Annotated in this window: 11 protein-coding genes; 8 read left to right on the top strand and 3 right to left on the bottom strand. The window is 52.1% G+C overall.

The features are described 5' to 3' along the window. The first annotated feature begins 37 nt into the window (after window positions 1–37). The 6 genes from BN8_RS24830 (at window position 38) to BN8_RS24805 (ending at window position 6,603) form a co-directional block, all read left to right on the top strand. Entirely contained in the window at window positions 38–343 is a 306-nt protein-coding gene (locus tag BN8_RS24830; protein ID WP_009284702.1) for a (2Fe-2S) ferredoxin domain-containing protein, read from the top strand. Window positions 344–439: 96 nt separating this feature from the next. Then, window positions 440–1,129, top strand: a complete 690-nt coding sequence (locus BN8_RS24825; protein ID WP_009284701.1) for a YjjG family noncanonical pyrimidine nucleotidase — start codon at window positions 440–442, stop codon at window positions 1,127–1,129. A 36-nt stretch (window positions 1,130–1,165) separates the two neighbouring features. Next, window positions 1,166–3,190: an FAD-dependent oxidoreductase gene (locus BN8_RS24820; RefSeq protein ID WP_009284700.1), complete on the top strand. Its 2,025-nt coding sequence runs from the start codon at window positions 1,166–1,168 to the stop codon at window positions 3,188–3,190. A gap of 8 nt (window positions 3,191–3,198) precedes the next feature. Continuing rightward, the gene (locus BN8_RS24815; RefSeq protein WP_009284699.1) at window positions 3,199–3,978 is read left to right on the top strand and encodes a 3-hydroxyacyl-CoA dehydrogenase; all 780 of its coding nucleotides are present in this window, start codon (window positions 3,199–3,201) and stop codon (window positions 3,976–3,978) included. 111 nt (window positions 3,979–4,089) lie between these two features. Then, the gene (locus tag BN8_RS24810; RefSeq protein WP_009284698.1) at window positions 4,090–5,187 is read left to right on the top strand and encodes an acyltransferase family protein; all 1,098 of its coding nucleotides are present in this window, start codon (window positions 4,090–4,092) and stop codon (window positions 5,185–5,187) included. Between the two features lie 207 nt (window positions 5,188–5,394). Beyond that, window positions 5,395–6,603: a right-handed parallel beta-helix repeat-containing protein gene (locus tag BN8_RS24805; protein WP_040006510.1), complete on the top strand. Its 1,209-nt coding sequence runs from the start codon at window positions 5,395–5,397 to the stop codon at window positions 6,601–6,603. 76 nt (window positions 6,604–6,679) lie between these two features. On the opposite strand, the gene BN8_RS24800 is transcribed toward BN8_RS24805, so the two are convergent. From BN8_RS24800 to BN8_RS24790, 3 genes are all read right to left on the bottom strand, one after another. Continuing rightward, on the bottom strand, window positions 6,680–7,561 hold the full coding sequence (locus BN8_RS24800; RefSeq protein WP_009284696.1) for an FKBP-type peptidyl-prolyl cis-trans isomerase: 882 nt from the start codon (window positions 7,559–7,561) through the stop codon (window positions 6,680–6,682). Between the two features lie 85 nt (window positions 7,562–7,646). Continuing rightward, on the bottom strand, window positions 7,647–8,702 hold the full coding sequence (locus BN8_RS24795; protein ID WP_009284695.1) for an MBL fold metallo-hydrolase: 1,056 nt from the start codon (window positions 8,700–8,702) through the stop codon (window positions 7,647–7,649). 3 nt (window positions 8,703–8,705) lie between these two features. Beyond that, window positions 8,706–9,662, bottom strand: a complete 957-nt coding sequence (locus BN8_RS24790; RefSeq protein WP_040006509.1) for a fasciclin domain-containing protein — start codon at window positions 9,660–9,662, stop codon at window positions 8,706–8,708. A 252-nt stretch (window positions 9,663–9,914) separates the two neighbouring features. Between BN8_RS24790 and uppS the strand changes: the two genes are divergently transcribed. Further along, window positions 9,915–10,652, top strand: coding sequence for an undecaprenyl pyrophosphate synthase (uppS, locus tag BN8_RS24785; RefSeq protein ID WP_009284693.1), 738 nt, complete (start codon window positions 9,915–9,917; stop codon window positions 10,650–10,652). Window positions 10,653–10,804: 152 nt separating this feature from the next. After that, window positions 10,805–13,369, top strand: a complete 2,565-nt coding sequence (gene bamA, locus BN8_RS24780; protein WP_009284692.1) for an outer membrane protein assembly factor BamA — start codon at window positions 10,805–10,807, stop codon at window positions 13,367–13,369. Window positions 13,370–13,434 lie beyond the last annotated feature (65 nt).

Below are 13,434 nucleotides of genomic sequence, written 5' to 3'. Positions count from 1 at the left end.
GCGGTATTACCTTTGGCCTCGAATTCAATCCGTTGTCATGAAGTTTAAAAAGCACGTTTTTATCTGTACAAACCAGAAGCCGGCTCCTAAAAAGTCCTGCGGGGAGGAGCATGGTCTGCAATTGGTTGAAGCCTTCAAACAAGCCCTGAAAGACCGGGGATTGCAAATCGAGATCCGTGCACAACGGGCTGGGTGTCTTGATGCCTGTGCGTTTGGGCCGTCGATGGTGGTATATCCTGAGGGGACCTATTACGGGAATGTGCAGTTATCAGACGTTGAGGAGATTGTTGAAAGTCATCTGGTGAATGATCAGCCGGTGGAGCGGTTGAAGTTGCCGTTTTAAGTTTAAAAGTTCCAGGTTCAAGGTTTTGCCGAAGCCCAGCCGCTCCGGACTTTAAACCTGGAACTTGAAACGTTGGACGACCTGAGCCGTAACGTTATGTACAAGCATCTTTTTTTCGACCTCGATCATACCCTGTGGGATTTCGACCGTAACTCGGCCGAATCAATTGCTGAGATTTATGATTCGTTTCGCTTAGTTGATCTGGGGGTGAGTTCGGCTGAGGAATTTAGCCGCCATTTTATCGAGATCAACCGCAGGCTTTGGGCCGATTATGATAAGAACATCATTACCCATTCGTACATCCGCGAAAACCGCTTTCCGCTCGTGTTTCAGGCACTGGGTATCAGCGATACGGCCTGCTGCGCTGATCTGAACGATGAATACCTTCGGCGGCTGCCCCGTAAACCACACCTGCTCGAATCGGCGCGGGAAGTACTCGACTACCTGACTGGTCGCTACACCCTGCACATAATTACCAACGGGTTTGCTGAAATCCAGGCTATTAAGCTGGATAGCGCCGAAATTGCGCACTACTTTACCTACGTAGTGACCAATCAGGAAGCGAACGCCAAGAAACCCGACCCGCTTATTTTCCAGTACGCCCTGTCGGTCAGCGGAGCGGCCCTGGAAGAGAGCCTGATGATCGGTGATAACTACGAAGCGGACATTCTTGGGGCCAAGGCGGTGGGCATGGATACCGTATTTTATAACACCCGTGGTCAAATCGTGCCCGAGCCACCAACGTACACTATCCAACACTGGAAGGAATTAATGGCCATTCTATAAGTCAGTAAGAGCGGTACCCATACGACTTTTGATGGCATGAAGCTACGTAACCCAATCTTATTGTATTGCCTTATTCTGTTGTCGTTTGTCTCCCGGGGGCAAACGGTCGATGTCTGTGTATATGGAGGCACGTCGGCGGGTGTTATTGCCGCCTACGCAGCCAAAAAAGCCGGGAAGTCCGTCATTCTGATTGAGCCGAGCCGTCACCTGGGTGGCCTGTCGTCGGGGGGGCTGGGCGCCACAGACATCGGCAATAAATTCGCCATAACGGGACTGGCCCGCGATTTTTATCGCCGAATCGGTAAACACTACGGTCGGCTGGAACAATGGACGTTTGAGCCGCACGTAGCTGAGAATCTATTCAAACAATACCTGAAAGAAGCCGACGTACCGGTGCTGATGAACTACCGGCTGGCGGGTGGCCGTAAAGACAGGAGCAAGTTGCTGGCCATTGAGCTTGAGCAGTCGGATGCGCCCCGTAAGCAAACAAACCGGACTGTGCAGGCCCGGCAGTTCATCGACTGCACCTACGAAGGCGACCTGATGGCTTTTGCCGGTGTCAGCTTTACCATAGGGCGCGAAGCGGCCAGTCAATACGGTGAATCGCACAACGGGGTACAGTATCTCGACAAGCATCAGTTTCCCGATGGCGTGGACCCGTATCGGGTGCCAGGCAATCCTGAAAGTGGCCTTCTATGGGGCATCAGTACAACCCGTCTGGCTCCCGACGGCTCGGGAGATGCTGCCGTACAGGCGTATAACTACCGCTTGTGCCTGACCGACGATCCCAAAAATAAAATTGAGATTTCCCGCCCAGCCAACTACGATTCGACCCGCTATGAACTGCTGCTTCGGCAGATTGAGAAAAAGATACCGAAGGAGCTGACCTGGAACCTGATGCACTTCGTATCCATGCCGAATCGCAAGACGGATATCAATAACTGTGGTGGTTTTTCAACCGATATGATCGGAGCTAACCACGACTACCCGAACGCCAGTTACGAGCGTCGGGCGCAGATCATCAAAGAACACGAAGACTATACCAAGGGGTTGCTTTACTTCATTGGTCACGATCCCAGGATGCCGAAACACCTCCGCGACGAGATGCGTCAGTGGGGATACCCCAAAGATGAATACGTGGATAACGCCCATTTCTCACACCAGCTATACATTCGCGAGGCCCGGCGGATGGTGGGCGAATACGTAATGACCCAGGCTAACTGCGAAGGGAAGGTGAAGGTGGAAGACGGCGTCGGGATGGCGGCCTACACCATGGATTCGCACAATTGCCAGCGCCTGATCGTCGAAAAGGACGGCGTAAAAATGGTCAAGAATGAAGGCGACGTGCAGGTGGGCGGTTTTCCACCGTATCCGGTCAGCTATCGGGCGCTCGTTCCAAAGCGAGGCACTGTCCAGAACCTGCTGGTTCCGGTCTGTTTATCAGCCAGCCATATTGCCTACGGGTCGATCCGAATGGAGCCGGTTTTTATGGTGCTGGGTCAGTCAGCGGCTCTGGCTGCCTGCCAGGCCATTGACGAACAGAAAGCTGTGCAGGATATTGACGTTAAGAAACTACAGGCTCGGCTGGCCAACGATCCGCTTTTAACCGGCAGGCTTCCTGAAATCTTAATCGACAACGACGAAACTGAACGTGTCATGTTAACGGGCCAGTGGAAACGCGAGACCCAGGGCGGCAAATACGGTACGTCGATGCTGGTGCAAAGCGGTAAGGATAACAGTAGCTCCGTCCGGTTCATACTACCCGACAACCGACCCGGCCGGTACGCTGTTTACGTGTATAATCCAATTTTGTCAGGCGGAGGAGGAAACCCCGGTGAATATGGGCTACAAACGGAAAAGGCCAGCCGGGTGATGGTCCGTCTGCACGATGGAAAGTCGGTGAAGCAACTTAAGTTGAATCAGCAGCCACAGGCCAACGACTGGATTAGTCTTGGTGAACACCAGTTACAAAAGGGCTCAACGCCGTTTCTGGAGCTTAGTAACGACGGGGCCAACGGCGTCGTAGTGGCCGATGCGATCTTATTTATTCCTGTCAATTAATTGTTTTCATGCAACTTCAACAAACTACGGCCATCGTCACTGGAGGAGCCTCCGGCTTAGGCGAGGCCACTGTGCGACTTCTAGCCCAGCAAGGAGCAAACGTCGTTATTCTGGACCTGAACGAACAACGCGGCCAGGCGCTGGCTGAGGAGCTTGGGTCAACTACACGATTTATCAGGACAGACGTAACCAGCGAGGCCGACGTACAGGCTGCTGTCGATCTGGCCGTTCAGACGTTCGGCGGGCTGCATATCAACGTCAACTGCGCGGGTATTGCCGAAGCCCGTAAAACCATTGGGAAGGTTGAAGGGGTTTATGGGCCCCATTCGCTGGCAGCTTTTGAGAAAAGCGTAAAAATCAACCTGATTGGGACGTTCAACGTTATCCGGCTGGCGGCCTTCGCCATGGAGAAAAATGAACCCAACAACGAGGGCGAACGGGGCGTCATCATCAATACGGCGTCGGTAGCGGCCTACGACGGGCAGATCGGGCAGGCGGCTTACTCAGCGTCCAAAGGCGGAATCGTCGGGATGACGTTACCCATTGCCCGCGATTTGTCCCGGTCGGGTATTCGGGTAATGACCATTGCCCCCGGTTTGTTCGAAACACCGTTGCTGGCCGGTTTGCCCGAAGAAGCGCGGTTGTCGCTGGGTCAACAGGTGCCGTTCCCATCACGGCTCGGCCGACCGCCCGAATACGCGCTGCTGGCCAAAGCCATCATCGAGAATCCGATGCTGAATGGTGAAGTCATTCGATTGGATGGGGCCATCCGGATGGCCCCAAAATAAATTTAGGCCCCTGAAGTAGACCGAATAGTAGATCGTATTGAATTGAGCTGATACAGAAGTGGGTTAAGTAGCGATTGTACCCTAATTTGCTGAGTAATCATCGGTAAGTCAATGGCGCAATCGCTATCAATTCCTAGTTCTAAACCAACGCTTTTCGGTTGGCTCATTAGTATTTACACCGGCTATTTTTCCAACACCAAGCGCCTTCGGTGGATTGATTATGCGCGGGGTATTGCTATTCTGATGGTCGTTTACGGTCATCTGGTAGGTGGTGTCAGTCGGACTGGGGCCGATATGGACGCCACCCTGCTGCTCATCCCGGCCACTCTTTATAACTTCCGGATGCCTTTGTTCTTCTTCGTGTCCGGGTTGTTTCTGGAACGAAGTCTGCAAAAAAGGCAGGTAAGCGGGTTTCTGCGCAATCGGTTTTCAACCATTCTCTGGCCGTATCTGCTCTGGGGAGCGCTCCAGATAGGCACGCAGATTTTGCTGTCGAGCCGGACCAATTCGAAAAAGGATATATCGCACCTGCTGTATCTGTTCTACGACCCGCAGAAAACCGATCAGTTCTGGTATCTGGCTGCGTTGTTCAACGTAGCAGTTGTGTTTGCGTTGACGTATCAGGTGTTTAAAATACGCGGTCTCTGGCAGATCGCCCTTGGGCTGGCATTCCGATTTATGAGCGATTACCTCGAAGGCTTTAGCTTGCTGCACAATTTCATGTACTTCTACATATTCAGTGCAATTGGCTACAACATGTCGCGGTTGATTCTGGAGAAGAACTGGCTGGCAAAAGCCTCCCTGGGTCGATGGGCGCTGGCGTTGATGCCGATATTTGTTGCCGGGCAGTGGTACTGGTTTACGCACAAAGACGACATTAATACGTTTCTGCACATGGGCATTGCGTTCGTGGGAATGGTGATGATCGTTTTTCTGTGCTATGCCCTCAGCAAACGCGATTCACTGCCCGTACTACGATTCATCGGTTATCACTCGCTGTATATCTACCTCATTCACGTATTTATCATCTCGGGCACCCGAATTGCCTTCACGGCGCTGGGAATCCACAGCATTCCGGTTATCGTGTTGACTGGGTTCATACTGGGGGTTGGCCTGCCTATCCTGTTTTTCCACGTAGCGATGCGACTGGGCGGCTGGTTTTTGTTTTCGTTCGACCGAAAAGAACTGGAGAGCTATCACACGGCGTAGAAAAACTATCATTTTCGCCAGTGAAAGCAACCGTCTAATAAATGCCGGGCGAATAATTGGGGGTATCGTCTAATTTGTCGTTACGTAATCAGAAAGCTGTTAATCAATCTATTGTAACAGATGCCTGCTCGATTGCCGATTGGTGCGATCTGGTCCCGTTTAACTTTCGAGACGCTGATGATGAACCGATTTAGAAAAACTCTACCAATGAACGCATTTGCAGCCCTCCTGCTGACCTTGCTGTTGTCGAAATGCAAGCCGACTGAAGACAAACCTTCAGCACCTGCTCCGGTTCCCCAACCTGGTTCGAGTGTGTTTAAGCCTAAATTCATTATTGATAAATCGGGTCTGCACGATGGCGTAGCGATGGGAGTAAAACCCGGCGATACCATTGGTATTAAGGCCGGTGAATACACCTACTTCCGGTTTCGCAACTTTACGGGTAGCCAGGATAAGCCCATTGTGTTTATCAACTACGAAGGGCTTGTGCGGGTATATTCAACCGAGGTTAATCAGAGTAACGTATCGTTCTCCTCGTCGCGCTACTTTGTGCTGACAGGCCAGGGAGCTAATAACGTACCATACGGCTTTAAAATTGGGGCGCCCTACAAGGATGTGAGCGCCCTGGTCATTGCCGGTAAAAGCTCCGACGTAGAGATCAGCCGGGTAGAGATAGACACGGCTGGTTTTGCCGGAATCATGGCCAAAACCGACCCCGCGGCCAACGATCCCTCCACCTGGCGCGATAACTTCACGATGTACAACGTCAACATTCACCATAACTACGTCCACGATACACGGGGCGAAGGCCTGTATATCGGCAACTCCTTCTGGAATGAAGGCGTAAATAAAACGCGTTTCCCACACGAAATTCAAGGGCTTCAAATCCACCATAACCTGATCGAGCGGGCGGGTTGCGAAGGCATTCAGTATGCCTGCGCGGCCAATAGTTCGGTGCACGACAATAAGGTGCAAACGTCGGGATTATCGCCGTTTGCAGCTTATCAGGACAACGGGGTCCAGATTGGTGGGGGCGTTTCGGGGGAGTTTTATAACAACGAAATTGACAAAGCGCACAATATTGGGCTGATCATTGTCGGGCACCGGGGGCCACTGAAAGTTCATAATAACCTCATTACCAATTCGGGCGGCTGCGGTGTCTTTGTCGACGAACGTACGAATTCAGTACCCGGCGTCGACATCAAGTTCACGAACGTGACCGTCGACGGTGCCGGCGAAGATGCGTTCCGCTTCTATAACGAAACGCAAAAAAATGAGGTGAGTAAAAGCGTTACGCGGAATTATAAACGGTTTCTCTTTGACCGGTCGCCTAAAACGGTTCCTCTCGTTGAATCCGGCAACTACGACGGAACTGGCGCAGCCCCCAAGGGCGTTGGTTATCAACCAACAAATTAATCACCAGCCAGAACCATAACAGAAAAAGCCACCGCCTGAGCGGTGGCTTTTTCTGTTGTTATCACAACCGGACGATTTATCGCGCCGATACCAATTCGATCTCGAAAACAAGAGGTGAATATGGGGGGATAACGTATCGTCCCGAGTTTGCTGGATTCTGAACACCAGCAGTTCCGTAGGCTAGCGACGAAGGCAGAATAATGATAGCCTTTTCGCCAATATTCAGCCGGGCCAGGCCTTCCTCGAACCCAGGTACAAACTTGGTTTGCCCAACTACTTTATCCGTCAAACCACTGTCAAATGGGGTATTATTTCGAAGTAGTTTGCCCGAATAGCTAATCTGTAGATTCTGTCCGGTGCTTGGAGCGGCAGCCGATGCCACCGTTTTGGTTTTAACAAAGCGCAGTCCACTGGCCGTTTTTTCAACATTGGTCAGCTTGGCCCGCTGGATGTACTCGTCAATCTGTTGGTCTTCAGAGCGCGACCGCAGGAAGGAAACATCAAACCGAACGGGGGAATACGCTGGCAGTTTGTCGCCAATGGCCTGATTGCCGTACGCGAGGTTATAAGGCATGAGCAACGTAGCTTTTTCGCCTTCGCGCATTAGCCCGATGCCATCCTGAAGACCCGGCAGGAACAGATACTGGTTCGTAAACTGGTAATAAACGGCCGTGTCTTTGCGGGTGCTGTCCAGAAACTCGTCGTTCAGGTTATAGAGCTTGTACGTAAACTCAACCTCATCGCCGATCTGGGCTTTCTTGCCGTTCGGATTCGGCGTAGTAATGACGTAGTATAGCCCCTTATCAGTACGCTGTAGTGTTAAGTTCTTTTGAGCTGCGTAGGTCTGAATTTTCGCGTCGTTATCCTCGATATTCGGTGTCGAGTCGAGCGAATTCATACAGCCGGCCAGACTTGCCAGCAACAGCGCGCTGATTACTGATATTTTTGATGTACTCATGAAGTGAAGTTATCAAACAAATAGGTTTCTCAACAAATATTGACCCTACAAGGTGCAAAAGCGTTGGTATGCTTTTTAAATAAATTTAATTAATCTCCAGGCTTTCGCCGTTTTTCAACGCCCGGAAACGCTCGGCAGGTATTCCCTTTGCGACCAATGCCTTTGATAAATCGACAATGGGCTCATTTTCGCCGTCGTCGGCCAAAGGGAACGTACCAAAGTGAATTGCTACGGTTTGTTGCGATCTTACGTCCTGGTGAATCTGTACCGCTTCGGCCGGCGAACAATGTACCGGCGACATAAACGAGGGTGGTTTGTAGGCACCGATCGGAATCAGTGCCAGGCGGAGTGGGCCAAATTGCCGACCTATATCTTTAAAAAAAGCCCCATAACCTGAGTCGCCGGCAAAATAAATGCGCCCGGCTGCTTTGGTATCCAGCACATACCCAGCCCATAACGTAGCATTTCGGTCGAATATTCCCCGTCCGGAAAAGTGCTGCGCCGGTACGCAGTAAATCGTAAGGCTGTCGTTGTACACGGCTGATTCGCGCCAGTCGAGCTGCGTTACGTTCCGGCAGTCCTGCTGATCCAGAAACGCCTTTACACCAAGTGGGCAAAAGACCCGTGGCTGATCGCGGGCGCAGATTTTCTGTACGGTGCCGATGTCGAGGTGATCCCAATGGTTGTGACTCAGCAGCAGAATGTCGATGCGGGGGAGATCGTCGAAGCGGATGCCGGGTGGCTGGTTACGTTTAGGGCCCGCAAACTGGAATGGACTGACCCGTTCGTAGTAAACAGGATCGGTCAGGATGTTCAGGTCTTCGGTCTGAATCAGTACGGTCGAATGGTTGATAAACGTAACGCGAATCGACTGGTCATGAATCCGGGCGGGCGGGGGCGGGCCCGGTGGCTCATTGTGATAGGGTGGCCATGGCCCCTGATTACGGTTGAGAATCCATCCCGCCATTTCCCGAAACCCTTTAGGCTGCCTGTTGCCGAGATTTCGAAACACCTGTCCGTCAAAGTGATCGCTGACGGGACCAACGTAGCGCGGGGCCGAAACGATGTAGCCGATCAACAGGGCTGTTGCAACCAGCAGCACCACAATTACGCCAACAATCAACAGAATTTTAGATGTCATGGCTTAGGGTATCAATACCTGGTCGATGACGTGAAGAATTCCATTGTTAGTCACTTGGTCGGCCCGCCGGATGGTTGCCGGAATGGTGTTCCCGTTGCCTTTGACGGTAATTAAGCTGCCCGATACGTTGACAACTACCCGGCTGTTGGTCAGCAATGTGTTCACACTGCCGGGTTGAAACTGATACGACATCGTAGCGCCCGGCAGTACGTGATAGAGCAGCACACTGGCGAGTGCCTGCGGGTTGGCAGCCTGTATGCTCGCTAATGTGTTGTACGTTCGCGATGCCCGAAACGCATTGTCGTCGGGAGCCAGCACCGTCACCGGCTGACTACTGGCACTTGTGCTGCTCAGCGTAGCCGTTATCGTCGGATTGACGCTCTCAATTCGCCGGATGGCGGCTGTCAGAAAGGTCAGATTCGGGTTGGTCTCAATAGCCTGCAACGTAGTGCCAGCCGAGGGGGTAAGTACTTTGTCGATGACGTGAATGATACCGTTAGCCGTCTGAACATCAGCTCGGGTTACCCGGGCGCCGTTGACGAAGATGGTTCCGTTACTGCTGTTGTTAACGTACAGCACGCCACGACTGGCCGTTTCTACCTGGCTCTGCCCCGCCGGAATCTCCGTCGAATTAACCCCGGCCGACAGCACATGATACAGCAAGATGCTCCGTAATTGCTCCTTCGGAACGCTCGTAACGGCCGCTTCGTCAAGGAAACCGGACGCCTGAAAAGCGGTATTGTCGGGCGCAAAGAGTGTCAGATTCCCTCCTTTAAGGTTATCGCTAACGCCCGCGTACGTTATGGCCGCACGCAATATGCTGAACTGAGGGTCTTCCTGCACAACGTCGGGTATGGTCTTCGGGCTGGCGTCTTCGTCGGTCTGGCAGCTAACTGCCGTTACCAGCACGAAAAACAGGGCACTTATCCGGCAAAAAAAGTGAGAAAAAGCCTTATGCATGACTGGAGAAGAACAGTGTATGTGAGTTGGTTTTAAAACGTAAAGACCTGACTTATGTTTCTTCTGGGCAAATATAGTACGCAACACCGGGTAAGCAGCCGCGCGGGCGATTGGCGGTTGGTGATCTGGTTGGGATGATATAACAACCAACGGCAATCTACCTTGAATCCCAGTCCTGAATTTTGTAACTTCGCAGCCTTGTTGCTCTGTAACAGAGATTATCTTAATTATTGTTAAAACTATCCCCCTGGGATGAAGGAACACATTGACCCGAGCAATCTGCCCCAGCATATTGCCGTTATCATGGACGGAAACGGACGTTGGGCGAAACGGCAGGGAGCTGCCCGGGTATTCGGTCACCGAAACGCCATCAAGGCCGTACGGGAAGTAACAGAAGGTTGTGCGGAGCTGGGCGTAAAATTTTTAACCCTTTACGCCTTTTCGACCGAGAACTGGAATCGTCCCAAATTTGAAGTGGATGCGCTCATGCAACTGCTGGTGCACACCATCCGGGGCGAGATCAAAACGTTGATGGACAACAACGTTCGGTTGGCGACCATCGGCAACACGGAAAGCCTGCCCGTCGACTGCCAGCACGAACTGGCTGAGGCCATGCGGGAAACCGAACAGAACACCGGACTGACCCTGGTGCTGGCCTTGAGCTACAGTGGGCGCTGGGAGATTCTGGAGGCTGTGCGGCAGATCTCAGTCGAAGTACGTGATGGACGGCTTACCCCCGGCGAAATTGATGAGCAGGTGTTTGGGCATTTTCTAAGCACAAAAGGTATTCCTGATCCCGAATTGATGATCCGTACCAGCGGTGAAATGCGTATCAGTAACTTTTTACTCTGGCAACTGGCCTACTCGGAGCTGTACATGCCGGACGTGCTCTGGCCCGATTTCCGTAGAAAGCACTTGTACGAAGCCATTTTAAGCTATCAGCAGCGCGAACGCCGATTCGGCAAAACAAGCGAGCAGTTAGTGAAATAAGGGAACGATTTATTGGTATTCAGTTTACAGTTTTCGGCAGGGACGGTTGCTGCAGCTACCCCGCCAAACCTGTAAATGGAAAACAGTAAACCAGTCCCGTAAACTGAAAACTATTTAGACACGTACCACACTTGGAACGATCTGTAAAATGCATGTTTGGGGCGTTGCTGCTCCTTTGTCTGGGGGCGAGCGTGAGCCTGGCACAGGTACGCGTGGGCGTAGGCGTCGGTCGGGACGATGCGACGACATCGACCAGTTCAACGGAACTGAGCGATTATGCAAACCCAAAAGAATATGAAATTACCGGCCTTACCGTAACGGGTACCCGCTACCTCGACCCCAACTCGCTGGTGTCGCTGTCAGGTCTGAAAGTAGGCGATAAAATCCGGATTCCCGGCGAGGCCGTCGGCTCGTCTATCCGCAAGCTGATGGATTCCGGTCTGCTTGATAACGTTGAACTTTTCGCGACTAATGTAAACGGCGATAAAATTGCGCTGAGTTTCCGGGTGCAGGAGCGGCCCCGGCTTTACCGCGTTAATTTCCTCGGGGTTAAGAAAGGCGAACAGGACCAATTGAAAGACAAGGTTAAGCTGAACCTGGGTAAGATTATAACTAATACGGTCACCAAAAACACGCAGATGGCCGTTCGTAAATTCTTCGTGGACAAGGGTTTCCTGAATACGAAAGTAAAGATTACGACCGTTCCCGACAGCACTCGTAACAACGCTACCATGCGTGTGCTGGTTGATAAAGGCCAGAAAGTCAAAATCCGGAAGATCACCTTCGACGGCCGCTCAGAAGTAGAGGAAGCCAAGGTGCGGATGAAAATGAAGGGTACGAAAGAGATGCGCTTTGGCCGTCTGTTTACGCCGTCGAAGTTTGTACCTAAAAAGTACGAGGAAGATAAGCAGAAGCTGATTGAGTTCTACAATAAGCTCGGCTACCGCGATGCGACCATTGAGGAGGATACCGTCATCAACAACGGTGGCAAAACGATCGACATCGTGCTGCGCATCAATGAGGGCCGTAAGTACTACTACCGTAACATCGACTTCTCAGGTAACTACCTGTATACCGATGCCCGCTTGCGCGAGGTGCTCGGGGTTAATAAAGGCGATGTCTACGACCCGGAAGATCTGGAGAAGAAGATGAACGGCAACCCAGGTCAGGATCTGAGTTCGCTGTACATGGACGATGGTTATCTGTATTACAATGCCCAGCCGGTTGAGAAAGCCATTGAAGGTGATTCGATCGACCTTGAAATCCGGATTTTTGAAGGCAAGCAGGCAACCATCAACCGGATTGTGCTGAACGGCAACACCAAAACCAGCGACCACGTAGTAATGCGTTCCATCCGGACACTGCCCGGTCAGAAGTTCTCGAAAACGAACCTGATCCGGACGCAGCGCGAACTGGCTACGCTCGGTTACTTTGACCCGGAGAAGATTGGTATTAACCCAGTGCCGCAAAACGATGGTACGGTTGATATTGAGTACAGTGTTGAAGAAAAGCCAAGCGATCAGATTGAACTGTCGGGTGGTTGGGGCGGCTACGTTGGCTTTGTCGGTACGCTCGGCCTGACGTTCAATAACTTTTCGGCCCGTAATATCCCGAACTTCAGTGCATGGCGCCCGCTGCCGGCCGGTGATGGTCAGCGCGTATCGCTACGTTTTCAGGCCAGTGGTAAGCAGTATCAGGTGTACTCGCTGTCGTTCACGGAGCCATGGCTGGGTGGTCGTAAGCCCAACGCCCTGTCAGTGGGTGTGAACCACACGGTGTACCGGTCGTATAGCTTTACAGATCTTTATAGCCGGTCAACACGGGGGGCCGTACCAATTGGTTCATACAGCAATACGTCGTTCAGTATCGGTCTGGCTCGCCAGTTGAAAGTGCCCGACGATTACTTCTCGTTGAGCCATTCACTGTCGTATCAGCGCTACGATCTGAACAACCTGGATATTTTTTACATCGGCTACCGGAACGGTATCTCGAACAACATTACGTTCAACACTACCCTGTCGCGGAACAGCATCGATAATCCACAATTCCCACGGTCGGGCTCATCGTTCTCGTTGAGTGGTTCATTCACGCCACCGTGGTCGGCGTTCCGTTCGGTTGAAACCTCAACGCCCGAAGACAAGTATAAGCTGGTGGAGTACCACAAGTGGATGTTTGATGCAAGCTGGTTCCAGACGGTGTTCGGCAAGCTGGTTCTGAACGCCCGGGCTCACATGGGCTTCCTGGGTAGCTACAACAAGCGCACACAGATCGGTCCGTTCGAACGGTTCGTGTTGGGTGGCTCGGGTCTGGCTGGTCAGGGGCAGTTTGCGTTGGCGCAGGACATCATCGGGCTGCGCGGCTACGACGACCGGTCGGTATACACCGCTGACTATGACCGGGCTACCGACGCTACGTCGCGGGCACAGGGCGGAGTCGCGTACAACAAGTTCGTTGCCGAACTTCGTTATCCTGTATCGCTTAATCCATCGGCCACCATCTTCGTGCTGGGCTTCCTGGAAGCTGGTAACAACTGGGGAAGCTACAAGCAGTTTAATCCGTTTGACCTGAAGCGGTCGGCTGGTTTTGGTGCGCGGATCTTCATGCCGGCCTTCGGTCTGATTGGTATTGACTACGGATACGGCTTCGACCGGATTCCGGGTATAAAAGACCGGCCATCAGGTCAATTCCACTTCACAATTGGTCAGCAATTCAGATAAGATTTTGGATTGTCAGACGTTAGGGTTTGTATAGTAGATAAAAAAAGTCGACTATTAATCCACAA

The organism is Fibrisoma limi BUZ 3, assembly GCF_000296815.2.
GTDB classification, from domain to species: domain Bacteria; phylum Bacteroidota; class Bacteroidia; order Cytophagales; family Spirosomataceae; genus Fibrisoma; species Fibrisoma limi.
This window is presented reverse-complemented; position numbering and strand designations above follow the sequence as displayed.

Coding starts and splice junctions, on each gene's coding strand:
- uppS (WP_009284693.1), top strand. CDS start 9,915: ATGAAGGAACACATTGACCCGAGCAATCTGCCCCAGCATATTGCCGTT.
- BN8_RS24790 (WP_040006509.1), bottom strand. CDS start 9,662: ATGCATAAGGCTTTTTCTCACTTTTTTTGCCGGATAAGTGCCCTGTTT.
- BN8_RS24805 (WP_040006510.1), top strand. CDS start 5,395: ATGAACGCATTTGCAGCCCTCCTGCTGACCTTGCTGTTGTCGAAATGC.
- BN8_RS24830 (WP_009284702.1), top strand. CDS start 38: ATGAAGTTTAAAAAGCACGTTTTTATCTGTACAAACCAGAAGCCGGCT.
- BN8_RS24820 (WP_009284700.1), top strand. CDS start 1,166: ATGAAGCTACGTAACCCAATCTTATTGTATTGCCTTATTCTGTTGTCG.
- bamA (WP_009284692.1), top strand. CDS start 10,805: ATGTTTGGGGCGTTGCTGCTCCTTTGTCTGGGGGCGAGCGTGAGCCTG.
- BN8_RS24815 (WP_009284699.1), top strand. CDS start 3,199: ATGCAACTTCAACAAACTACGGCCATCGTCACTGGAGGAGCCTCCGGC.
- BN8_RS24800 (WP_009284696.1), bottom strand. CDS start 7,561: ATGAGTACATCAAAAATATCAGTAATCAGCGCGCTGTTGCTGGCAAGT.
- BN8_RS24795 (WP_009284695.1), bottom strand. CDS start 8,702: ATGACATCTAAAATTCTGTTGATTGTTGGCGTAATTGTGGTGCTGCTG.
- BN8_RS24825 (WP_009284701.1), top strand. CDS start 440: ATGTACAAGCATCTTTTTTTCGACCTCGATCATACCCTGTGGGATTTC.
- BN8_RS24810 (WP_009284698.1), top strand. CDS start 4,090: ATGGCGCAATCGCTATCAATTCCTAGTTCTAAACCAACGCTTTTCGGT.